The following is a 24,433-nucleotide window of genomic DNA, read 5'->3' as shown; positions in this document are numbered from 1 at the left end:
AAAATTCCGATAGAATGGTTATCTTTAGATCAACTTAGTTGACTATCACTATGGATCTTATTTATAAATGAAACTCGAATTGATATGAAAATAAAAATAGGCATATTAAGTATCTTAATGTTAACACTATTTGGATTGTCGAATGAAAAGATTTTAGATTCTGAAAGGTATGAATGTACGATTAAGGCGACCAAAAAAGTATATAGCATAGGAGAAACTCCTCAAATAGCTGTGTCAATCACAAACAATTCAGGAGAAGACGTTTATTTAATAGGAAGCTTAGATGCTTCGGAAGTAAAATGGAGGAGTCCATACTGTTACTATAAAATTGACAAACCAAAAAATGTTCCTTCCCCGATGGTTGGACGTTGTGGAAACATGAATTCATTAAGAGTTGGTGACTTTAAATTAGTAAAGCCAGGCGAATCATTCAACCCTTATCAGTCAACTAAAGGTTATAGTTTCTTTGGTTCGTACGAAATTCAAAGAAAAGAAAATTTTAAATCTCCGGGTACATACAAGATAACTTTTCATTATTCAACAAAATCGACAAAACTAGATAACTACCTTGGCGATGGCGAGGAAAATACTAAACTAAAAAAACTATTTAGCAAGGTTCCTAATATTGAATTGAAGAGTAATACCATAGAAATTGAAATAAAAGAATGAAAAACTTTTTTTTAGAATATGAAAATGCATCCGAATACTTACTAAAAAGTCAAAATATCATTTGGAATTTCTATAGCAAACGTGCTCGAATTATTCCAAGTTTTTTCGGAATTATAGGCATCATAATACTTTATGCGGGGATAAAAAGTGGTTACGATATTGCAAATATAACTTCCGTAGGTGAATATAAAGATGTAACTATGTATAACTACGGCATTACTATTGGAATAGGAGCAGCCCTACTTTTTATTTCTCTTTTTTTATTTAATACATATTATCAACAAAAAAGAAAAACTAAAGAACTGTTTTCCTTTAGGATAAGAAGTTACCAGAAACAAGGCGATAAACTTATTTATATTATCAATGAAGATGGTATTTCTGTTGAAAATCACGATACCAAAAGACATCATAATTGGCAGTACTATTCTAGCTTTAAAAGCAAAGGTGATTATATATTTATTTTCTCAAAGTTTCAAGACTACCGTTTACCCTACGAAGTTATTCATCTTAACCCTTTGGATGAAAATCTAGTTCTAGGTTTGAGGGCATTACTAAAGGAAAAAATACAAGAAAATGTTTAATTAGAAAGATTGATAATGACACGAGCTAAGAAAAAAATTTTATTGATAACGGCAGTCTTTATCGTCATTACTTTGTTCTATAATTCATTCTTTCCAAAATTCCTGATAGTAGGAACTTATAAAAGCAGCATAAAAGATCCCTTTGCTACAAATGGAATTGAACATGGTCAAACATTGATCTTAAAAGAAGACAATACTTTTATAAGTGAGACCTGGGGACAGGGAACCTATACTTTACATGGATCACGAATAGATTTTTCTTTTGATAATGAAGGGTTTGGTACTCGTTTTTACAGACCTTATTTCTATGGAAAACCAAGAATTGTGATCTTTAGAGATTTAAATTCTGAATACATAAAGATTAAATGAGCCAATTATGAACGTATTTTTCTATGGATTATTTATGGATACAGCGATACTAGCAAGGAGCGGAATCTATCCATCCAGTCTCCAAAAAGGATATTTGCAAGATTATGCTTTGAAAATTGGCAATCGTGCTTCATTGATTCCAAGTACAAATGAACGATCCTATGGAGTGGTTATAACAGCGGATCAAGAATCTCTTGCCAAACTCTATGCAGCACCGAGTGTGGCGGATTATATTCCAGAGGAAGTTATGGTCCATGTAGCATCTGGTGGTGTAATAAAAGCACTGTGTTATAATTTACCTGAAGCGTCCTTAAGTGGTACAAATCCAGTGTATGCAGCCTCCTTATATAAATTAGCAAAAAAGCTAGGTTTTCCTGAAAGTTATCTAGAGAAGATAAAAAAGAATATTGAATAATATATTCCATATCTTAGATACAACAAACGACTACTAAACACTATGGATATCTTACGCTTTTTTTATGGATTTGCACTAATTTCTAGTGTGTTAAATATATATAGTCATGCCACTAGTTTAACTTCAATAACAGTTCTGGTGGGAGTTTTAGGAATTATTAGTGCAATCTTATTCTTCTCTAAGCAATATAAATTCTATTATTTAGGTATAATTTGGATAGTTCTTCAAATACCTTATGTAGTTTTTGAAAACAACGTTTATGATTTTTCTCAATTCATTAATGCACATTTCTCTTGGCAATTTGGCGCTATCCATTTTGGTTTTAATTTTCACATAGTTTTACTTCTAACAGTAAAATATTTGATTTTAACGAAGTATTTAAATCAAAGGATTGTTGTAAAACCTTTTACTGAAAGCGCCAAAGAAACCATCAAAGATTCCATTGAATTTAAACCAAAAGGAATTTTGTACAGTAAACGATTATCTGCAAAAGTTGACCTCGAAATTAAAAACACACACTATTCAAAGTTACTTTTTCAGCCGACGAAATCAGATCGAATTCAAAAAGCAGGAATAACATTAGTTCCATCTGAATCGGGTATTCCTTTAAAAGCTACAGTTTCATTCGAAGTAAAAGAATGAATAAAATATGCTTACCTTAGATACAACAAACAACTACTAAACAATCTACTATGCTTACCAACTTGATCTTATTCTCAGGTTTTGCAGGAATTACTGTATTTATCGGTGGAATCCTTGCCAATGTTTTTAATCACCATGTGAAAGAAAGTCCGGTGAAATACGAAATCGTCCATACACTGATGTCTTTTGGTGCTGGCATTATTTTATCGGCCATTGCACTGGTTTTAATACCCAAAGGGATGGAAGAATTAGAATTGATTCCGATGGCTTCTTCTTTTTTAATTGGAGCTGGATTGTTTATGTGTATCGATCAATACTTGGCTAAAAAAGGTGGACAAACTGCTACCCTACTCGCCATGATGATGGACTTTGTCCCCGAATCTATAGCTCTGGGAGCTGTATTCGCTATTGAACCTGAAATGGCTACTTTATTAGCAGTGTTCATAGGTTTACAAAATCTACCCGAAGCATTTAATGCCTTTCGAGATTTAGCACAAAGTGGATTCAAAGCGAAAAAAATATTGATCATCTTTTTCTTTTTAAGTTTTCTAGGAATTATTGGTGCCTTGATCGGACACTATTTCTTGAGCAAACATCCAGATCTTACCGCACATTTAATGGTATTTGCAAGTGGTGGAATTTTATACTTGCTGATTCAGGATATCATTCCGGAAAGTAAATTAGAGAAGAACTACCTAACTTCTTTGGGAGCTTCTTTAGGTTTCTTAGTTGGGATCATCGGAGAAAAATTAGTGTAATGCATTTTATTGGTTTTTGCTATCTTCGTTGATATACACACATCTATCATGAAAAAAGCAATTCTCCCTATTATTTTCTTCTTCAGTGCACTGACTATTTCTGCACAAACAGCAAAAGAGACAAAACGTTTAGCAGAGCTTGATGCCTATTGGACTCAGCTCTCCAAAACGGTAAAAGAGGGAGATTATAAGGGCTATGGAGCCATGTATCATCCAGATGCGGTAGTGATCTTTGCTTCTGGTGACAATAAACGATCTATGCCTATTGCCGATGCTTTGTCTGGTTGGAAAAAAGGCTTTGACGAGACTAAAGCAGGAAATAGAAATGATACTGCCGAATTTCGATTTTCACAGCGTATCGGAAATGGAACTACGGCGCACGAAACCGGAATGTTTAATTTTACCACCCGAGATGCCGATCATAAAGTAACAGGAACCTATATTGTACATTTTGAAATGCTTTTAGTGAAGAAAGAAGGCAAATGGTTCGGTGTCATGGAATATCAGAAAACAAATGGTACCAAGGCCGAATGGGATGCTCTAAAATAAAAATCTGGTGAAACTCCCATTATATCAAATAGATGCTTTTACCGATACTATATTTGAGGGAAACCCTGCCTGTGTTGTTCCTTTAACCGAATGGCTCCCTGACGAAACCTTATTACAGATTGCTAAAGAAAATGCGGTTGCTGAAACTGCCTTCTTTATTGATCTTGGAGCACATATACACCTCCGTTGGTTTACTCCAGAGATTGAAATGGATCTCTGTGGACATGCGACATTAGCTACTGCACATTGTTTACATACGCTATTAGAATATCCATCAAACACGATCAAATTTGAGACAGTAAGCGGTCCTTTACAAGTGACGATAAACAATAACATGTATACACTTGATTTTCCATCTAGAATCCCTGAAGCTGCCATATTACCAGGAAACATTTCTAAAGCACTAAGTATTCAACCTAAGGAGATTTATGCCTCTAGAGATTATGTATTGGTTTACGATTCGGAAGAAGATATCAAAAATATACAGATAGATAGACAATACCTGGATCGGATCAATTTAGATCCTGGTGGAGTCGTTGTAACGGCCAAAGGGACACAAAGTGATTTCGTATCTCGCTTTTTTACACCTCAGGCTTCTATTCTGGAGGATCCAGTTACGGGATCTGCACATTGCTCTCTGATTCCTTTTTGGTCAGAACGACTGCAAAAGAAACAACTTACTGCTTTTCAACTTTCTGAAAGAGGAGGCACCCTGTATTGTGAAAACAAGGGCACTCGAGTTCTTATAACTGGTCAAGCCAAAACCTACGCCATTGGATCTTGCTGGATATCCTGATTTTTTTTCGATGAATGGTATTCAACTTGTCATCTAAGTCACTCATATAAAGAACATTTCTTTCCATCTAATTTTCATGTATAAACCTCTTCTTCTGGATAATTTTAGGGTATCCATTTAAAACTATATACCATGAAACAGGCGAATTTTACCAATAGAGAATTATCAGTGTTGTCAGCATTGAATAAAGAACACTTAACTACGTTTCAACTTTTAAAGAGAATGGACTCCGTTCCGATGATCTTAAAATTATACACCATTCTAGATGAGCTAAAAGAAAAAGGCGTTGTAAAAAGTTATATGAAAAAAGATACAAAATACCATTACGCTGCCTAAAAATTTACACTTTGCATTGCTCAAAAGTTATGTACAATGTTGTTGAGAGTACATTGTACATAACTTGTTTTCAAAAAACGCCGTGCATTTCATTACAATTAGAACCCCGTTTGTTACAAAAAACAAATATCAGAATACATAAGATCTTTTATTTCTCAAAAATCGCTGGATTAGCCGAACCTTAGTATGGTCAATAGTTTGATTTATTCAAGTGCAACCCGTACAAAAAATGGCAAAAAAAAACACAAACGTTACAACAGAAAATGCGCTTCCCAAAGAAAATTCTATCAATATATTATGGTTATCTAGGCTTGGATTAGGATTGATCATACTATTTGCAATTTTCTTGCGCTATGAAGATTTCTCTGTTTGGAAAAAGAATAAGACCGCTTTTCAGTTTCAAGGAGAATATCAAATGGGGAATTTTGATAGTTATTATTACCTAGAAATTGCCAAAGAGGTGCAGAACGGAGACTATGACAATCTACAAGAAAAGAGTCGAGTTCCTAATGGCAAAGAGGTTCCTATAATTCCTCCGCTGCTCTCTGTTCTAGCAGCATCTATAAGTAGTATCATGAATACCCCAATCGCTACAGTAGCTATTTTTCTTCCTATCTTTTTAGCTTCGTTATTAGCTCCTTTGGTCTTCTTTTTCTGTCGACGGTTGAACTTTAATCGCGTGGCATCGTTAACAGCTGCTGTATTTTCCATCATATCTTTAACCTATGTTGTTAGAACCCGTATTGGTGTATTTGACACAGATTGTATGAATGTGATCTTTGTGCTATTAAACAGCTACCTGTTTTATCAATTCGCCATGTTGGAAACAAAAAAACGATATACCTACCTCATCTTAGGGATTCTCAGTTCTTTCTTATTCTATACATGGTGGAACACAGCTACCAGTGTTGTCGTGTTATCTGCCATCGTTCCGTTGGCCGTAGCTTTAGTATTCTTTTATAAAACAAGAAAGGTACTTTTAAAATACAGTGTCCTTGCATTGATCATTTTAGTAGGTATCTATTTTACTGGAGATCAAATTGCATCTTATTTTACACTATTATCAGGAACTACAACAACAGTATTTCCCAATAATATGTCGGTAGCTGAACTAGATGCTACCAGTTTCACATACTTCATAGAACAGACATCAAATAGCACATTTTTATTTATATCCATGCTTATTGGAATTGTAGCATTATGCTGGAAGTTAAAATTAAGAGCGTTATTTTTAAGTATCCCTTTATTATTGGCAATAGCACCATTATTTGCAGGAAATAGATTCATGTTGTTTTCTGCTCCAATCCTGGCTATTGGAATTGGATATTGTATTCAAATCCTATACAATTTACACAAAAGAGTTCCGATAAAGGTTACATATGGACTCACATTATTGGTGCTCATCATTGGTATTTCAAGTACCTATAAAAAGATCACACATAACTTTGTAAAGCCTGCCGCTGCAGATAATGTACATCTGTTAAGTGCATTAGATAATTTTACGCCAACAGATGCTAACATATGGACAGAATGGGATCTAGGATATCAAATTCAATATTATCTAGACCGGGGAACCTATGCTGATGGAGAGTTCAGCGATGGTGAGCTCTATTTTTATAACGCTTTTCCTTTTGCTGCTAATAATTTAGCGGTGTCAGCCAATTTTATTCGATTTTATAATAAACATGGTATAAAAGGAATGAAGACACTCTATACTACTTTTTCTGGTGTAGAGAACACATTCAACATACTGAATTCGTTATTTGCGCTAGATCCTGCTGATGCAGAAAAATGGCTGATAGCAAAGCAACAACAAGGTACTTCTCTTACATCTGACAAACTAAAAACACCACAACAATGGATCGCTTTCTTATTTCCAAAAGATGCGAAAGATGTCTATTTGTTTATTCATTACAAGATGACACAAACGGCGGCCTGGTTTAAACAAGGTAATTCAGATCTTAAAACAGGAAAAACAAAAGGGTTGCCACTATTTCTGACTTTTAATGCCTTAAAAGAGCAGGGTAACTTGATTAAGAATCATCAATCGAGTGTAGATCAAACTACGGGTATTATGAAGTACTTCAATCAAAAGAGATACTTTCGATCCTTAGCCACTTTTACAGGTGATACCATTAAACGAAGGTCGTTTGCTATGCCCAGAGAATTAAATAATGGTGGAAAAGACAATCGGTTTGTCTTTCAATGGGATCAAAGAGTAGGTTTTGGTGCTGCCATGTCTAAAGAAATGGCTCAAACCACCTTAGCGCGACTATACTTGCTCCAAGAAAAATCGCCTCATTTTAAGCCAGTGATGTTAAATACTCCTCAATATCAAATATGGAAAGTAACAGGAAACGCGTATGATATCGATAACAAATAATACTGAACTCATGAATGAAATCTATACCTCTTCAAAAAAGAAGTTCAAAACCGTATTTGAAATGCTTGTAAAAACCAATGACAGTTACGAACTTGGAGAAGCTGCATTACCTGCCTATGCCCATAAAAACCCGATGATCGATTGGCTTTTTTGGAAACGCATACAAATTGCTTATAACCATGCCAACAATACTAAAAAAGCGAAGAACAAAATTCTTGACTTTGGCTGTGGCTCTGGGGTATTGAGTTATATGCTTGCACAGAATAATCATGATGTTATAGCATGTGATATAGAATTTTCGCCATTGAATCTTGTAAAAAAGTCAATTAAGTTTCCATCTAATATTCATTTTGTGGAAGGAAATATTCTTCACAAAAACTTAGAGAGCAACTCTTTTGATATTATTTATGCTCTAGATGTTTTGGAGCATATTGATGATCTTGAACCCTACATAAAATTATTTGATCAATTATTAACTCCCGATGGCCTCATCCTTGTTTCGGGTCCAACAGAGAACTCCTTATATAAATTAGGAAGGAAGCTGGCAGGTAATCGCTTCACAGGAGATTACCATGTTACCAATATTACTAAGATCAAAAAAGCGTTTTCGCCTTATTTAGAAGTAAGCTCTTTACGAAAATTATTATTTCCTGTGGTGTTATTTGAACTATTTGAAGCACAAAAGAAAACAACAACGCCTGTATGATATCAACAAAAAAAATAGCGGTTGTAATTCCTAGCTACAAAGTATCTAAGCAACTAAAAAATGTATTGCTATCTATACCCGAATTTGTAGATGATATCATTGTCGTAGATGATGCGTGCCCTGAAAAATCAGGCACTATCGCTAAAAACGTAAGCAAATATAACATACATGTCATTGAGCATGACCAAAATCAAGGTGTTGGAGGTGCTATGATTAGCGGGTATAAGAAAGCAATGTCCTTACAGAGCAATATTATTGTAAAACTAGATGGTGATGGGCAAATGGACCCCAAGCATATCGCTACACTAATTCAACCTATCCTAGACGACAAAGCTGATTATACAAAAGGCAATAGATTTCATGATTTTGAAGCATTAAAAGCAATGCCAAAGACAAGGCTCTTTGGGAACAGTTCATTGTCTTTTATTATTAAAGCAGCATCTGGTTATTGGCATATGATGGATCCAACAAATGGTTTCTGTGCCATTTCTCGTAAAGCCTTGCAAAGTATTAATTTAGAAAAGATAGAAAAAAGGTACTTTTTTGAAACCGATATGTTGATCCATTTAAATCTGGCTAACAAAGTAGTCGAGGATGTTCCGATTTCTGCCATATATAATGACGAGAAAAGTAATCTAAGTATTCGAAAGGTACTGTTCAGTTTTCCATTTAAGATAGTCAAGCGGTTTATCAAAAGAGTCTTTTTTAAGTACTACATCTACAATTTTAATATGGCATCCATCTATATGCTCATTGCCATACCTCTTTTACTCTTTGGTTTTACTTTTGGTATGTATAGATGGACCATTGGAATTCTGGAGAATACAGAAAACACCGCAGGGACCATCATGCTGGTAGCCTTACCCATAATCTTAGGCGTTCAGTTTCTATTACAAGCTGTGAGCATTGATATTCACAGTGTTCCAAAAAAGCGTTAGCACATTTTCTTAGTAAGACATTCTAAGTCTAAATTTGCCATAGGAATTAGCAAATAATTTACTAATTTCCGCAATCCAAATCCTAAACATGAAAGTTTGCATTGCTGAAAAACCTAGCGTAGCTAAAGAGATTGCTACTATTCTGGGAGCCAACACAAAACGTGATGGCTACTATGAAGGAAATGGTTATGCAGTGACCTATACTTTCGGGCATTTATGCACATTATTAGAGCCTAAGGATTACAAACCGCATTGGAAAAGTTGGGATTTAAATAATCTACCCATGCTTCCTGAGAAGTTTTCTACCAAGATTACAGATGATGCGGGAATCCAAAAGCAATTTAATATTGTTAAAGGCTTATTTGAAAAAGCAGAAGTTATCATCAATTGCGGGGATGCCGGCCAGGAAGGAGAATTGATTCAGCGTTGGGTAATCAATCAGGCTAATTATAAAGGTGTGGTCAAACGATTATGGATCTCTTCGCTAACCGAAGAAGCGATTAAAGAAGGGTTTGCCAATTTGCACACTTCAGAAAAATATGACAATCTGTACTACGCTGGTTTTTCCAGAGCCATTGGTGATTGGTTATTAGGATTGAACGCTACTCGTTTGTATACGGTCAAGTTTGGTGGTTATAAGCAAGTATTGTCTGTAGGACGAGTACAGACTCCTACTCTAGCTATGTTAGTGCATCGCTATAAAGAAATTCAAGATTTTAAACCTCAACCCTATTGGGAATTGCAGACTACCTATAGAGACACGCTCTTCAATTATGAAGAGGGTCGTTTTACCAAAAAAGAAGATGGTGAGACCTTAGCTAAAAAAGTAAAGGAATCCGACTTTGAGATTGTATCTGTAACTAAAAAGAAAGGGAAAGATTACGCTCCTAAATTATTTGATCTAACGGGTTTACAAGTATATTGTAATAATAAGTTCGGGTTTTCTGCGGATGAAACACTAAAGATCGTTCAGCGCTTGTACGAGATGAAAGTAGTGACCTACCCCAGAGTAGACACTACCTTTTTACCGAATGATCTATATCCGAAAGTTCCTGGAATTTTATCTAAATTATTGAGGTACCAAGCATTGACAGAACCATTATTGGGTAAAAAGATTCGCAAAACTAAAAAGGTATTTGATGATGCTAAGGTAACGGATCATCACGCGATTATTCCCACAGGAATTGAAGCTAGTCTTCAAGACAGTCAACAAAAAGTCTATGATATTATTACGCGACGATTTATTGCAGTGTTCTATGAAGATAGCGAGGTTTCAAATTCTACCATTCTTGGGCAGGCTGCTGATGTTCCTTTTAAAACTACTGGTAAAGAGATCTTGACACCAGGATGGCGTGTGGTATTTGAAGTTGCACCTCTCGACTCCGCTCGAGATGACAACAATGCAAGCAAAGACAAAAAATCGACTTCTGAAAAATCCATCTTACCAAACTTTGTAAAAGGTGAAAGGGGATCGCATGAACCTTCTTTCTTAGAAAAAGAGACGAAACCTCCGCGTAATTATACGGAAGCGAGTTTACTACGTGCCATGGAAACCGCAGGAAAGCAAGTAGATGATGATGAAATGCGTGAATTGATGAAGGAGAATGGTATTGGTAGACCTTCTACCAGAGCCAGTATTATTGAAACGCTGTTCAGACGTAAATATATTGAGCGCAAGAAGAAATTAGTAATCCCGACTCAGACAGGCATTCAATTGATTGACCTGATTGATAATGAGTTATTGAAATCGGCAGAACTTACAGGTCGTTGGGAAAAACGACTAAAGGAAATAGAGCGTGGTGAATTTAATGCAGGAACCTTTATCAAGAACATGAAAAAGATGGTGGACGATCTTGTCTACGAAGTCCGTTCTAGTAAAAAAACTGCACGTATTTCTCACACCAATACTGTCATTTCGACTGATAAGGAGAAATCTCAAAAAAAGAAACCTAAAAAACAGGTAGCGGGCAAAACCTGCCCTAAATGTTCTAGAGGCCATTTATTAAAGGGAAAAGCAGCCTTTGGTTGTTCTGAATATAAAAGTGGTTGTAATATGACCATTCCGTTTAAAGTGTGTGAAAAAAAGATCTCAGAAAATCAGATCATTCGTTTACTGGATAAGGGCTCCACCACTAACTTAAAAGGTTTTAAAACCGAATCAGGTGCTATTGAGGGATTACTTCGTTTTGATGAAAACTTTAATATTAAACTAGAATCAAAAGAAACGGCTATTGCAAATGAAATAAAGCAAACTCCAAATAATAGTGAGATTACTTCGTCGAATACTCCTCGTAATGACTATGAAAAAATTCCATGTCCGAAATGTAAACAGGGCACAGTGATCAAAGGAAAATCTGCCTACGGGTGCTCTGCCTATAAAGAGGGTTGTGATTTTGTCTTCTCTTTTGAAAACATCAAAAAGATTGCAAATGGAAGATCGTTAACAAAAGAGCTCGTTTTGGAGATTTTAAAGTCTCATAAATGATAAGATTTCTCAATCGTTCTTTAAACTCATTTCGAAATGACCCCTCCGGGCAGTCATTCCTGCAGAACCTCTAGTATCGGATTGACGAGGAATTTCAACATCCTGTCATTGTGAACAAAGTGAAGGAATCTCATCAATAGAAGCAGAACGATTTGTAACAAGTAGATTTCTCAATCGCCCCGAGTACTTTCGGGGCTCATATCGAAATGACAGCTACTATTTAATCATCGTTTTTAAATACAACTTCTCTACTTTTTCCCTAGCCCAAGGCGTCTTTCTTAAAAATTTGAGACTAGATTTATAGGTGGGATTGTTTCTAAAACAATTTATATTTAAAATTTCACCTAACTCTTCCCAACCGTATTCTAGATATAATTGTTCCAACATGGTGGCCAATTTTATTCCATGTAACGGGTTATTAGGCTGTTCTAAACTCATTATAAAATATAATCTGTATTGATGAAATTTGAAGTTTTCTTATCTAACAACTCTTCCAAAATTGCATTGTTATACTCATTATCCTTAGAAGCTACAAAAGTTCTAATAGAGAATGATCGTAAAGCATCATGTACGCTTAAGGTACTAACCGCAGAATCTTTTCTCCCTGTGAATGGGTATACGTCAGGTCCTCGCTGACACGAACTGTTCAGGTTTACTCTACAAACCAGATTCACCAAACTATCGATCAGTGGCGAGAGTGTATGTATATTTTTTCCAAAAAGACTCACTTGTTGCCCATAATTCGAATCTGCAATATCATCTAAAGGTTCCTCTATATCTTTAAACGGAACAATAGGAACTACAGGCCCAAATTGTTCTTCTTCAAAGACACGCATCTCTTTATTAACAGGATACAGTACTGCTGGAAAAATATAATTATCCGTAGTCTCTCCTCCTCTATTATTAATGATTTGTGCTCCCTTAGCCTTCGCATCGTCGATCAACTCCTGAATATAGGCTGGTTTTCCAGGTTCTGGTAATGGCGTTAACTTAACTCCTGCATCCCATGGGTTTCCGAACAATAAATTATCTACTTTCTCAGCATATTTTTTATTGAATTCTTCAGCAATGTCTTCATGCACATATACTACCTTAAGTGCTGTGCAACGCTGACCGTTAAACGATAAGGTTCCGGCTAAACATTCATTAATCGTCAGATCCAAATCGGCATCAGGTAATACAATGGCAGGATTTTTTGCTTCTAACCCTAATACTAATCGCAATCGATTACTTTTTGGGTGTTGACTTTGTAATGCTTTGGCAGACGTACTATTTCCAATTAAGGCCAGTACATCTATTTTACCCGATTGCATAATGGGTGTCGCCAAGGTTCTTCCTCTACCGTAAATCACATTGATAACTCCAGCTGGGAAACTATTTTGAAAAGCTTCTAATAATGGCGACATCAATAGCACTCCAAACTTAGCTGGTTTAAAAATGGCCGTGTTTCCCATGATTAACGCAGGAATCAGCAAGCAAAAAGTTTCATTTAACGGATAGTTATAGGGTGCTAAACACAATACCACACCTAATGGACCTCTTCTTATATGTGCAAATACACCATCTTGTTTTTCAAATTTTGCACTATCACGATCCATTTGCTTATAATCTTCGATAGTATCGTTAATATAGTCGATGGTTCTATCAAATTCTTTTTCTGAATCTGGAAGTGTTTTTCCAATCTCCCACATCAACAATTTTACTACTTCCTCACGTCTAGTCTTAATTTGCTCAACAAATTTTTCCATACATGCGATACGATCAGAAACCTTCATGGTAGGCCATAATCCTTTCCCTTTATTATAGGCATTACTAGCCGCATCTAAGGCTTCTAATGCTTCTTTTTCTGTTAATTGTGGAATAGATCCTAATAAAGTAGGCGCATATTCATCTGTTGAAGAAATAGTAGAATACACATTGACCATTTGTCCGTTCCATGGTTTTAATTCACCATTTACCAAATAGCTATCCTGTGTTACTACTGTATTGATCTTATATAGTTCAGGGATCTCAACCCTAGGTGTTATTGTTGACATTATATGAGTATTGGAACTGTAAATTTACGAATTCTATACGCCAAAATAGCCCATATTCGCCTTTAATAATCTTATGACAGCATTGATATTATTTATCTCTTACTACTGATAAGATCATACATATCTGAATCTCAAAAGAATGATTCTAAAAATGTAAATGGTTTATTCTTTATCTAAATCTGGTAATACAAACTCATCCAAGACACTTTTCTTTGCCATCATTTTTTCAATCTCATTAGATTTTCTTGGTGCTTCAGCAGATAAGTTGATAGGCCCTTTTTCTGTAATTAGAATATCATCTTCAATACGAACTGCAATCCCCCACCACTTCTTATCGCAAGGGCTTCCTTCAGGAATATAGATACCAGGCTCAACCGTAATGATTGAATTTGCTCTGAAATTTCCATAGGTACCTGGATCATGGACATCCAGTCCTATATAATGCGATACACCGTGAGGCAGATAGTTGTGTCTTTCATTAATTGTTTTAATGATTCCTAATTTCAATAACCCTTCGTTAATCACCTTTCTACAAGCAGCATTCGGTGCTCCAAAAGAAGCTCCAACTACACTAGCTTTGATTCCTGCTTCTTGCGAATTGTATACGATATCATAAATCGCTTTTTGCTCTGGAGTAAACTTTCCGTTTGCTGGAATTGTACGGGTAACATCAGCAGTATAGCCTCTATACTCCGCACCTAGATCCATTAATACCAGATCATTACCGACTTTCGTCTTGTTATTTTCAATATAATGTAAGATACAACCGTTGTTTCCTGCTCCAACAATGGACGGATACCCTTCATATTCTGCTCCATATTTCTTATATACAAACTCGTGAATTCCTTGTAATTCTGTCTCGGACATATGCGGCTTCATTGCTTTCATGACCTCAATTTGCCCTATTGCTGAAATGCGAATAGCTTTCGTCAACAATTTGATCTCCTCTGGTGATTTAATCTCACGCATATCAGATAAAGTAGTTGACAAAAAGTCGATATCAATATTTGTTTTAGGTGTTAGTTTTAAAGTGATCTTTTCTTTTAAGTCACCTTTTAGTTTTGCATCAGTAGCTGTTTTATATTTCATTAAAAGATCATCCTCCTTGATATCTGGAAAACGATTTTCAATTCTACCAATCACCTGTGCAACATTTGCACTGTTCTCTATAGGAGTTGATTTTACTAACTCATATACATACTTCTTTGCTCTGGAAAGATAAATGTTTGGATCATAACCAGCTTTTGTTTTAAAGCTTTTTACCAGATCAAATACTTCGGCACTATTTCCTGTATTTCTGTAATCATCTTTAAATTTTTCAATAAATATTTTATCAAACTTTTTAAAGTCAATATTCGCATTTAAAAAATCAATAGCATTGTAAGCGCTTGCAAAACCCAATTCTTTTTTTGCACCTTCTGTTCCTAATCTTCTTCCATTCCACATTTCCGCATTTGGATTTCTTTCCTGTACATATATCACTTCATTGTAGGTAGTTCCATCTCCATTTTTCTGATCACTCGCATAGATAACCAATACTGCATTTGGCTCTCTATATCCGGTTAAATAGTAAAAGTTAGGGTCTTGGTGATACACATAGTCCACATCATTGGCTCTATTTCTTACTGGGTTCGCAAAAATAACTGCGATAGAATTCGCTGGCATTTTAGCTCTAAAAGTAGCTCTTCTTTTCTTATGAAAATCTTTTGATAAATAGTCTGTTGGAGTCTGACCGAAAGTATGCACAGTTACTAATAATAATAGTAGAGATACTAACTTCACTAATTTCATTTGTTCTTTTTTGAGTTGATTCGTTTCAAATGTAATACTTATAACTATCTAAGTAAAAATATTAACAGAATTTTTGCTTTCAAAAACGGTGTATCTTTCTATGAATTTTCAATACATTTGCTTTCACAAAACAAATCAAAAACTATCATGAAAAATACCGCATTATCTCATGTACATGAAGCTCTAGGAGCAAAAATGGTTCCTTTTGCAGGATACAATATGCCCGTTCAATATGAAGGCGTTACGGCAGAACATCTAACGGTTAGATCCGGTGTAGGGGTTTTTGATGTGAGTCATATGGGTGAGTTTCTGGTGGAAGGAGAACAGGCATTAACATTGATCCAAAGAGTAACTTCTAATGATGCCTCTAAATTAGAAATCGGTGATGCACAGTATAGTTGTTTTCCAAATGATCAAAATGGTATTGTAGATGATCTTATTTGTTATAGAGTAAAAGAACACACCTATTTACTAGTCGTAAATGCTTCCAATATTGAAAAGGATTGGAACTGGATCAGCAAACACAATGAAGGTATTGGAGCAGAACTAAAAGATGTTTCTGATAATTATTCTTTATTGGCTATTCAAGGCCCAAAAGCTATTGAAGCAATGCAATCGTTGACTTCTATCGATTTGGCTGAAATCCCTTTTTATAAATTTAAAGTAGCTGACTTTGCTGGATGTGAACATGCTATTATCTCTGCAACCGGTTATACAGGTTCTGGTGGATTTGAGATTTATGTACGTAATGAGCAAGCCGAACAAGTTTGGAATAAGGTTTTTGAAGCCGGTGCTGATTGGGGCATTAAGCCGATTGGCTTAGCTGCTCGTGATACTTTGAGATTAGAAATGGGTTACTGTTTATATGGAAATGATATTAATGATACTACTTCTCCTATTGAAGCAGGTTTAGGCTGGATCACAAAATTTACGAAGGATTTTGTAAACTCAGATAGTTTAAAAGCGCAGAAAGAAGAAGGTATTACTAGAAGATTAGTGGCTTTTGAATTCAACGAACGTGGGATTCCAAGACAAGGATATGATATTGTTGATGCTGAAGGAACAAAGATTGGTGAAGTAACATCCGGAACTATGAGTCCGTCTTTAGGAAAAGGTATTGGAATGGGTTATGTAAATCGACCACATACGAAAAGAGATACAGAAATCTTTATTCAAGTCCGTAAGAAACAAATTTCGGCAACGATTATAAAGTTGCCTTTTTATAAGGGATAGAAAACATAAAAAAGGAGCCTGCATAGAACTGCAGGCTTTTTTATTGCTTCTCCATTTTATACGAAAACCCTTTATCTCCTGCTCCCAAAACAGAAACTTGCAAACTGTTTTTGGTCAAAATTTTATATTGAATTTTTTTAGGAAAATCATGAGCTGGGTTTTCAAAGGAATATAAATCGTCCTTTACTTCTTGCAGCGTAAAAGGTATTCCTTGACCATTATTTTGGTTTTTCACAGTAGCAATGTACACCCATTTGCCACCTTCTTTCTTAATCTCTAGTGTTTCCGTGACATACTTTTGCTCCCCTCTTTTCTTAAAGGATTCTCCCACCAATTTATCGTTTTCTATTGCCCATGCTTCATAGGTCTCTTTTCCTTCTATTTTCCATGTTCCTACTAGGAAATCTACTTTCTGAGTTTGAGAAGTATTACAAAAAGATAACAATAGTATTGCCACTGAGAGAGCTACACCAAATTTTATAATTTTCATATATCCGCTTTTAGATGATTAATGCAACTCAAAATAAAAGATGTTTATAGTAGTACGATAGTACAAAACCGACATTAGGGCTTTAAAAGAAAATTTGCCATGTTTTTTTCGGAAAAACCATATTTACTTGGGTCTTCCCCTGTAAACTCCTGAAAGTTCTTAATAAAATGCGATTGATCGTAATAACCCGCTCGGTATACGATATCCGACCAATCTATTTCTTTCTCCTGTACTAATTGGAAAATGTATGAAAAGCGTATAATCCTTGCGTAAAATTTAGGAGGCAAACCTATATAGGTTTTAAAGTAACGTTCCAAAGAACGTTCACCTATATGATATTCTTCCTGTAACTGCTTTAACGATATACTTCCTTTCTCACCTATCATCTTTTGCACTACCCAGTACTTCATAGAAAGATCTTTATCTAAAACAAAACGATCGAACCAATCTTCGATCTGACTCACTTTATCATTGAACGAAATAGAACTTACGGCAATATTCTGAACAACTTTTAAAGTAGCTAACATCGCACCTTGAACAGGAATTACCTGATCGGTAATAGTCGGCATTTCTGCACCAAATAATTCTTTTGGGATCCAAGGTTGAAGTTTAATTGCGAACATTTTTGATTCACCCGTATTTTCCAAGAAAAAATAATTGCGTATTTGGCCAGCAAGAATGGACTTTTCTTGTAATTCCCAAGAACCATTAATGTTTATTCTGTAAGGGTCTCCATAATGAAATATCAATTCGGGATAGCCATCAGGAATGATCTTTTCCTGTCTTATTGTACCATCTCCTTCACTATCAATTAGCCAAAAGCTTTTAATAATATGTGCTAGTTCCTTTTTAGGCGAAACCTGTTCGTAAATCATATCTACAAGAAACAAAAAAGCCCGTTGCAATGCAACAGGCTTTTAGTTATATTTTTTTGTATTCTTAATTTACTAAATTGATCGTCTCCAATTGATATGGCCATGGATATCCGTCCGTTGTTGGATTCTGATTCTGTCCCGACCATACAATATAAAAAGGTGCTGGGTCATTATTATTTTCCGGAGCAACTCCCTCCCAATTAGCCTCTCCAGCAACATCAAGATCTTCAAAGGCTAAAAAACCTCCAACTTCTGTAGCTCGATTTACAGAAGCAGAAGCCATGAAACCATCAAGCGCGGAAAATTGAACTGTTCCATTGGTAGGTAAAAAATTGGTTTCGAACAAGTAAAACAGGGCATCGGCCAATGGAAAAGCTCTGTAGTTCTTTTGTTTTCCATGTACAGGGTCAAAAATTGAAATACTCTGAGCAGTCAGATTTGCCTTTAACTGACTCAAATTAAACATTCCTTTATTTTGTCCATCAACTTGAATAGTCAATGTAGGGTTGTGTGGTACAGCATCGTCTTTGCTACATGATATAGCAAATACAGTCAGCATTAATACAAATATTCCTTTTTTAATCATCTCAATTATTAATTATCTGTTATACATTAAATCGGAAATGCATTACATCTCCATCCTTCACAACATAGTCCTTCCCTTCTACTCTCATTTTCCCAGCCTCTTTAACCTTTGCCTCGGTTTCATACGTTACATAATCCTCATAGCTAATTACTTCTGCTCGAATAAATCCTTTCTCGAAATCGGTATGAATAACTCCTGCTGCCTGAGGTGCAGTAGCCCCAACTGAAACGGTCCACGCTCTCACTTCTTTAACACCAGCTGTAAAATACGTTTGCAAGTTCAATAATTTATATGCCGAACGAATCAATCTTGAAACACCTGGCTCTTCTAAACCTATATCTTCTAAAAACATCTGACGTTCTTCATAATCTTCCAATTCTGTAATATCTGCCTCTGTTCCCACCGCTAATACTATGATCTCGGCTCCTTCATCCTTTACAGCTTCTTTTACTGCATCTACATAGGCATTACCTGATACAGCTGAGTTTTCATCTACGTTACAAACATACAATACTGGTTTGGAGGTGATGAACTGCAAAGGCTTTACAAACTCTTCTTCCTTCTCTGCAAACTCTAAGGCTCTAACAGAAACTCCGGATAATAACGTTTCTTCTACCTTAAGCAAAACTTCTAATTCGGCTTGCGCTTCTTTATTTCCAGTTTTAGCAGTTCTCTTTACACGCTCTAAGCGTTTTTGAACTGTTTCTAAATCCTTTAGTTGCAACTCTATATCTATAGTTTCTTTATCCCTTACTGGGTCTACAGAAACATCTACGTGTATAATATTATCATTATCAAAACAACGTAACACATGTAAAATGGCATCTGTCTCTCTAATATTTGCCAAAAATTGATTTCCTAACCCTTCGCCTTTACTTGCTCCTTTTACCAAACCTGCAATATCTACAATCTCTACTGTAGCTGGCATCACTTTTTCTGGGTTTACTAACTCTTCCAGTTTCTCCATTCGATGATCTGGTACATTCACAACACCTAAGTTAGGCTCTATTGTACAAAATGGAAAATTTGCACTTTGTGCCTTTGCATTAGACAAACAATTAAACAATGTTGATTTACCCACATTTGGAAGTCCTACAATTCCGGCTTTCATATAATCTAGTTTTGAGGGTGCAAATATAGCACTTTAATACTCTAATCCTATTAAAAGAAACGGTCCATAATTTTGAATCTATTCATTCCTGCAGAAGAGTGTTTCATTCCCAAAAAATAGACATTAACGTCAATTTATTTTTAGTCGCAGCAGAGATTTGTACATTGTCATACACATGAAAAATATTCCAAAATTGAATAGTATCTATAAGTACTAACACGTAGTAAACGGCATTAAACTATCGATACATTTGACCTTAGCTTTAAACTCTTACCAAACATGAAAAAAATTCTTTACCTATCTATATTTTTAATGAGTATAGTAGCTTCATCTCAAATAAAAATTACGGGAGTCATAAAAGATGAAGCGAACAATTCTTTACCTGGAGCTAGTATTATGGAGAAAGGTACATCTAATGGAACATCATCCGATCTGGATGGTAAATTTACGTTAGAAGTTCGTTCGTCAAACTCGATAATAGTTATCAGCTTTATTGGGTTTGAATCTCAAGAAATTACGGTGGCAAACACCATAAATTTTTCAATCATTTTAAAGGAAACTAATGTGTTGGATGAAATTGTTCTGGTAGGAAGTAGAACTCCAGCCAGAAGTAACACGAAAACGCCACTCCCTATTGATATTCTACCCTCTAAAGATATTACAAATACAGGACAGTCATCATTTGATCAAGTATTACAATACAAGGTACCATCATTTAATGTTGTGAATATTCCGGTTTCTGATGCTACCTCCCTATTCGATCCATATGAAATAAGAAATCTAGGACCCAGTAGAACATTGATCTTAATAAATGGAAAACGAAAGAATCTAAGTGCCTTAGCCTATACCTATGGTATTGCGGGAAGAGGAGAAACTGGTGCAGATATCTCGGCTATCCCCATAGATGCTATTAAGCGCGTAGAGATTTTAAGAGATGGGGCTTCAGCTCATTACGGTTCTGACGCCATAGCTGGTGTAGTCAATATTATTTTAAAAGACAATTATAACAAAGGCAGTGTGACTACTCGAACAGGAGTCACATCTGAAGGGGACGGAGAGCTATTAGGTTTTAGTCTTAATAATGGAGAAAGCATAAATAATGGAAAAGGGTTTCTAAATTATACAGTAGATTTCTCCAAATCAAACCGAGCAAACAGACCAGGTCTTGTAAATGCTCTAGGGGAGGCCACAGATTTTGGGGCTAATATTACGGATGTTCAGGAGTTTTTGAGTCGACACCCTGATGCAGGGAACGTGAATGCAACACCCAAAACAATCAGTACCAAGTTTTTATTGAACGGAGGTTACGAACTCAGCGAAAAAGGATCTTTGTATTTTAATGCTGCCTATGTTTATAAAGCCGCAAATAGTTTCGCAAACTATAGAACACCTTATTGGAGAACCTTAGCCGATTATCCCTATTTAGGAGACTTTTTTCCTGCTCCAGGAACTCCTAACAACTATGATGGTTATATTCCAACTTTTGATGGCATTTTAAATGATTATAATGCAAGCATTGGTTTTAAAGGACAAAAAAATGAATGGAACTATGATGTAAGCTATACCATTGGAGGAAACCTTCAAAAATATACAGTAAGAAACTCACATAATGGGAATTCAGTCTTATCGCCATCAACTTGGGTAGATGCGAATAATAACGGTATTGTAGATGCTGGAGAACTTACGCAAGGTTTTGAACTATATAGAGAAAATAGCCCCATTACATTCGATGTTGGAGGAACAAAATTTACACATGGGGTAGGAAATATTGATGTTTCTAGAATTGTTTCTGATAAACTAAGTATTGCCTTTGGAACCGAATTTAGGTTTGAAAATTTTGAAGTAATTGCAGGGGAATTGGCTTCCTATGATGGTGGTGGATCAGATTCTTTTGCCGGTAGTAGACCAGAAAATTCTAAAACTTTTAACCGTTATAATTGGGGAGGATATTTAGATGTTAGCTATAATGCCACGGAGAATTTTCTATTAAATGGAACTATCAGAACAGAAACCTATTCTGATTTTGGTAATGCCTTTGTGTGGAAACTAAGTTCTCGATACAATTTTACAGATAATTTTACCTTAAGGGGATCGGTATCAACAGGTTTTAGAGCACCTACACTACATCAAATCTATTCTCAAAAATTGCAGTATAGTTTTGTTGCAGGTCAAGGAATTCAAGTAACAGGGCTAATCAATAATATTTCTCCGGAAGCCAAATTACTAGAGATTCCACAGTTAAGCGCAGAAAAATCGACCAATTTCACTTTAGGTATTGGTGCTAAGCTAAATAAGGACTTTCAGTTTACAATAGACTATTATAACATTGGTATTAAAGACAGAGTCATCCTTAGTTATGAAATTTCAGGAACTGCTTTCGACGCTAATGGAGCAAACATTGGAACTACCGATTTGGATGCTTTTTTAAGAGATCAGAATCTACAAGGAATCAGTTTCTTTATTAATGGTTTAGATACAAGAACTTCTGGATTAGATGTCGTTTTCAACTATAAGAATATTGCTATACATAATGGTACTTTGGCGTTAAATCTTTCTGGAAACTATGTTTTAGAAAACAAACAAGTAGGTGCAACAAAAACGCCTCAACTTATCGCAGATGCAGGTCAGACGGTAGTTAATAAAACGCAAGAATCAGTGCTTTTCACCTCAAGACCAGAAACAAAATGGATCTTAGGAGCCAACTATACTTTAGGAAAGTTTGGCGCGACATTGAATAATACTTATTTCGGGAAGGCTACATTTCATCAGCAAGGTTTGAGCAATGATATCAGAACAGAGTTTATTCCAAAGATCATTACCGATCTGGGAATAAATTACAAATTCACAGATAAAATAGTGGTAAGTCTAAATATTAATAATCTGTTGAACATTACACCTGAATGGAACTTTAAAGCTGAAAATGCTGCAGGACAGGCACTATTAAATGATCCTGTTCAGACATTAACACAATCCAACCTCATCACGTTTAATCAACGATATAGTACAACAACTTATGACGGTTTTCATTTCAGTCAGTTTGGTACCATGTATAATTTGTCTTTGAATTATCAGTTTTAAACCTACAAATAACTAGTTTTAAAACAAAAACGCTCTTAAACTTTTGTTTAAGAGCGTTTCATTTTCTAGTTTTTAGCTATTATTCGCTATGCATAAATCGTTGTTTGCCTAATAACTCTTCTTCTGTCTCTACGTTGTCCTCATCGGGTACACAACAATCTACAGGGCATACTGCTGCACATTGAGGTTCCTCATGGAATCCTTTACATTCAGTACACTTGTCGGCTACGATATAATAGATCTCATCCGAAATGGGTTCTTGATCTTCATCCGCATCTGCTGACACTCCATTCGGTAAAACTATATTTCCAGATAAATCAGTTCCGTCTGCATATTTCCAATCATCTGCACCCTCATAAATAGCCGTATTTGGACATTCAGGTTCACAAGCTCCACAATTAATGCATTCGTCAGTTATAATTATTGCCATTTCTTCTATTTCAGTTTTGTACCTTTGCGACTGCAAAAATAACGCCAAAAAAACGGATTACCAAAAGAAATGATCAGTATTAAAAATAGGCTAACTGCTTTCGAAAAATTAGGGAATTTCCTAAGACAGTTTTCAACAAAAGGTATTGAAGAAAAACCTGACGTTCCATTTAACGAAGTGTTCTTTGAAGGATTTAAGCATCAAATAAAACTTGCTGAGGAAAATAACAGCTGGTTTACCAAAGCGAATATTTTATTTGCCACAGAAAACTGGGCAAGCGCGTTGACCGCAGAGAATCTAAATATGTGGATACAGGACGAAGATTTATCTGAAAGTACTCCGAAGAAAGTGGCGATTATTATGGCTGGTAATATTCCTATGGTGGGCTTCCATGATTTTTTATCTGTTTTAGTGTGTGGACATTCCGTATTGGTAAAACAATCTTCGAACGATAAGCATTTGGTCCCATTCCTTGCAAAGTATTTGGAATACATAGAGCCTTCATTTAAAGGAATGATCTCTTTTACAGAAGATAAATTATCTGGTTTTGATGCGGTTATTGCAACAGGAAGCAATAATACTGCTCGATATTTTGAGTATTATTTTAAAGATAAACCTAGTATAATTAGGAAAAATAGAAACTCAGTTGCCGTTATACAAGGCAATGAGTCCGAAGAAGATTATGAAAATTTAAGTGAAGACGTCTTTCGTTATTTTGGTTTAGGCTGTAGAAGTGTATCTAAATTATTTGTACCTAAGAATTATGATTTCGATGCTTTTTTCAAAGGAATGTATAAACAACGTGAGATCGTTAATAATACCAAGTACACGAATAATTACGATTATAATAAAGCCGTGTATTTGATGAGTGAATTTGATATTTTAGAAAACGGTTTTTTGATGATCAAAGAAGATCAAAGTTACGCCTCTCCTATTGCAAGTGTTTTTTACGAATATTATGAAAACCCTATCGATCTAAAGATTAAACTACATCAAGAAAAAGAAAGTATTCAGTGCATTGTTTCTAATGGGTTTATAGAAAATGAAGTTTCATTTGGTAATACGCAGCATCCTAAACTTTGGGATTACGCAGATGGTGTAAACACACTCCAGTTCTTAACTCGAATTTAATCTATTAAATAATATGAGTTCTAATAGAAAATTAGCAACTTTGCA

Annotated in this window: 24 protein-coding genes; 16 read left to right on the top strand and 8 right to left on the bottom strand. The window is 35.4% G+C overall.

Annotated features, from left to right (window positions below):
- Window positions 1–84: 84 nt before the first annotated feature.
- The 13 genes from RQM59_RS04740 to RQM59_RS04680 all read left to right on the top strand — a co-directional run bounded on the left by RQM59_RS04740 (window position 85) and on the right by RQM59_RS04680 (window position 11,627).
- Entirely contained in the window at window positions 85–669 is a 585-nt protein-coding gene (locus RQM59_RS04740) for a hypothetical protein (RefSeq protein ID WP_349240933.1), read from the top strand.
- A complete protein-coding gene (locus RQM59_RS04735; RefSeq protein ID WP_349240932.1) occupies window positions 666–1,250 on the top strand; it encodes a hypothetical protein in 585 nt (194 codons plus the stop codon). Before RQM59_RS04740 ends, RQM59_RS04735 begins: the two co-directional genes overlap by 4 nt.
- A 15-nt stretch (window positions 1,251–1,265) precedes the next feature.
- Window positions 1,266–1,619: a hypothetical protein gene (locus tag RQM59_RS04730; RefSeq protein WP_349240931.1), complete on the top strand. Its 354-nt coding sequence runs from the start codon at window positions 1,266–1,268 to the stop codon at window positions 1,617–1,619.
- Between the two features lie 7 nt (window positions 1,620–1,626).
- On the top strand, window positions 1,627–2,034 hold the full coding sequence (locus tag RQM59_RS04725; protein WP_349240930.1) for a gamma-glutamylcyclotransferase family protein: 408 nt from the start codon (window positions 1,627–1,629) through the stop codon (window positions 2,032–2,034).
- Window positions 2,035–2,076: 42 nt separating this feature from the next.
- Window positions 2,077–2,676 (top strand): hypothetical protein, encoded by a 600-nt coding sequence (locus RQM59_RS04720; RefSeq protein WP_349240929.1) that lies wholly within the window; start codon window positions 2,077–2,079, stop codon window positions 2,674–2,676.
- A 50-nt stretch (window positions 2,677–2,726) separates the two neighbouring features.
- Window positions 2,727–3,434: a ZIP family metal transporter gene (locus tag RQM59_RS04715; protein WP_349240928.1), complete on the top strand. Its 708-nt coding sequence runs from the start codon at window positions 2,727–2,729 to the stop codon at window positions 3,432–3,434.
- Between the two features lie 48 nt (window positions 3,435–3,482).
- Window positions 3,483–3,983: a nuclear transport factor 2 family protein gene (locus RQM59_RS04710; protein WP_349240927.1), complete on the top strand. Its 501-nt coding sequence runs from the start codon at window positions 3,483–3,485 to the stop codon at window positions 3,981–3,983.
- Between the two features lie 7 nt (window positions 3,984–3,990).
- Complete coding sequence (locus tag RQM59_RS04705) at window positions 3,991–4,779, top strand: PhzF family phenazine biosynthesis protein (RefSeq protein ID WP_349240926.1); 789 nt, start codon at window positions 3,991–3,993, stop codon at window positions 4,777–4,779.
- A gap of 132 nt (window positions 4,780–4,911) precedes the next feature.
- Window positions 4,912–5,115, top strand: coding sequence for a hypothetical protein (locus RQM59_RS04700; RefSeq protein ID WP_349240925.1), 204 nt, complete (start codon window positions 4,912–4,914; stop codon window positions 5,113–5,115).
- A 229-nt stretch (window positions 5,116–5,344) separates the two neighbouring features.
- The gene (locus RQM59_RS04695; protein ID WP_349240924.1) at window positions 5,345–7,498 is read left to right on the top strand and encodes an STT3 domain-containing protein; all 2,154 of its coding nucleotides are present in this window, start codon (window positions 5,345–5,347) and stop codon (window positions 7,496–7,498) included.
- 10 nt (window positions 7,499–7,508) lie between these two features.
- A complete protein-coding gene (locus RQM59_RS04690; RefSeq protein ID WP_349240923.1) occupies window positions 7,509–8,204 on the top strand; it encodes a class I SAM-dependent methyltransferase in 696 nt (231 codons plus the stop codon).
- Entirely contained in the window at window positions 8,201–9,142 is a 942-nt protein-coding gene (locus RQM59_RS04685) for a glycosyltransferase family 2 protein (protein WP_349240922.1), read from the top strand. Before RQM59_RS04690 ends, RQM59_RS04685 begins: the two co-directional genes overlap by 4 nt.
- A gap of 88 nt (window positions 9,143–9,230) precedes the next feature.
- On the top strand, window positions 9,231–11,627 hold the full coding sequence (locus RQM59_RS04680) for a type IA DNA topoisomerase (RefSeq protein WP_349240921.1): 2,397 nt from the start codon (window positions 9,231–9,233) through the stop codon (window positions 11,625–11,627).
- A 216-nt stretch (window positions 11,628–11,843) separates the two neighbouring features.
- On the opposite strand, the gene RQM59_RS04675 is transcribed toward RQM59_RS04680, so the two are convergent.
- From RQM59_RS04675 to RQM59_RS04665, 3 genes are all read right to left on the bottom strand, one after another.
- A complete protein-coding gene (locus RQM59_RS04675) occupies window positions 11,844–12,065 on the bottom strand; it encodes a VF530 family protein (RefSeq protein ID WP_349240920.1) in 222 nt (73 codons plus the stop codon).
- Complete coding sequence (locus tag RQM59_RS04670) at window positions 12,065–13,663, bottom strand: NADP-dependent glyceraldehyde-3-phosphate dehydrogenase (protein ID WP_349240919.1); 1,599 nt, start codon at window positions 13,661–13,663, stop codon at window positions 12,065–12,067. The genes RQM59_RS04675 and RQM59_RS04670 overlap by 1 nt, the downstream gene beginning before the upstream one ends.
- A 162-nt stretch (window positions 13,664–13,825) precedes the next feature.
- Entirely contained in the window at window positions 13,826–15,454 is a 1,629-nt protein-coding gene (locus RQM59_RS04665) for an aminopeptidase P N-terminal domain-containing protein (protein WP_349240918.1), read from the bottom strand.
- A 147-nt stretch (window positions 15,455–15,601) separates the two neighbouring features.
- Here RQM59_RS04665 and gcvT point away from each other — a divergent pair, with 147 nt between their 5' ends.
- Window positions 15,602–16,687, top strand: a complete 1,086-nt coding sequence (gene gcvT, locus RQM59_RS04660) for a glycine cleavage system aminomethyltransferase GcvT (RefSeq protein ID WP_349240917.1) — start codon at window positions 15,602–15,604, stop codon at window positions 16,685–16,687.
- A 40-nt stretch (window positions 16,688–16,727) separates the two neighbouring features.
- Here the strand turns inward: gcvT and RQM59_RS04655 are convergent, their stop codons facing one another.
- From RQM59_RS04655 to ychF, 4 genes are all read right to left on the bottom strand, one after another.
- Complete coding sequence (locus RQM59_RS04655; RefSeq protein ID WP_349240916.1) at window positions 16,728–17,177, bottom strand: DUF6265 family protein; 450 nt, start codon at window positions 17,175–17,177, stop codon at window positions 16,728–16,730.
- A 74-nt stretch (window positions 17,178–17,251) separates the two neighbouring features.
- Window positions 17,252–18,052 (bottom strand): DUF6597 domain-containing transcriptional factor, encoded by an 801-nt coding sequence (locus RQM59_RS04650; RefSeq protein WP_349240915.1) that lies wholly within the window; start codon window positions 18,050–18,052, stop codon window positions 17,252–17,254.
- A gap of 64 nt (window positions 18,053–18,116) precedes the next feature.
- Window positions 18,117–18,638 carry a hypothetical protein gene (locus tag RQM59_RS04645; protein ID WP_349240914.1) on the bottom strand — a complete coding sequence of 174 codons (522 nt, stop codon included), beginning with the start codon at window positions 18,636–18,638 and terminating at the stop codon, window positions 18,117–18,119.
- Window positions 18,639–18,657: 19 nt separating this feature from the next.
- Window positions 18,658–19,749, bottom strand: a complete 1,092-nt coding sequence (gene ychF, locus RQM59_RS04640; protein ID WP_349240913.1) for a redox-regulated ATPase YchF — start codon at window positions 19,747–19,749, stop codon at window positions 18,658–18,660.
- Between the two features lie 279 nt (window positions 19,750–20,028).
- On the opposite strand from ychF, the gene RQM59_RS04635 reads away from it, so the two are divergent.
- Window positions 20,029–22,827 (top strand): TonB-dependent receptor, encoded by a 2,799-nt coding sequence (locus RQM59_RS04635; protein WP_349240912.1) that lies wholly within the window; start codon window positions 20,029–20,031, stop codon window positions 22,825–22,827.
- Between the two features lie 79 nt (window positions 22,828–22,906).
- On the opposite strand, the gene RQM59_RS04630 is transcribed toward RQM59_RS04635, so the two are convergent.
- Window positions 22,907–23,257: a 4Fe-4S dicluster domain-containing protein gene (locus tag RQM59_RS04630; protein WP_349240911.1), complete on the bottom strand. Its 351-nt coding sequence runs from the start codon at window positions 23,255–23,257 to the stop codon at window positions 22,907–22,909.
- Between the two features lie 69 nt (window positions 23,258–23,326).
- Between RQM59_RS04630 and RQM59_RS04625 the strand changes: the two genes are divergently transcribed.
- A complete protein-coding gene (locus tag RQM59_RS04625; protein ID WP_349240910.1) occupies window positions 23,327–24,388 on the top strand; it encodes an acyl-CoA reductase in 1,062 nt (353 codons plus the stop codon).
- Window positions 24,389–24,433: the final 45 nt, after the last annotated feature.

Source organism: Asprobacillus argus, from assembly GCF_032248395.1.
Lineage (GTDB): Bacteria > Bacteroidota > Bacteroidia > Flavobacteriales > Flavobacteriaceae > Polaribacter > Polaribacter argus.
This window is presented reverse-complemented; position numbering and strand designations above follow the sequence as displayed.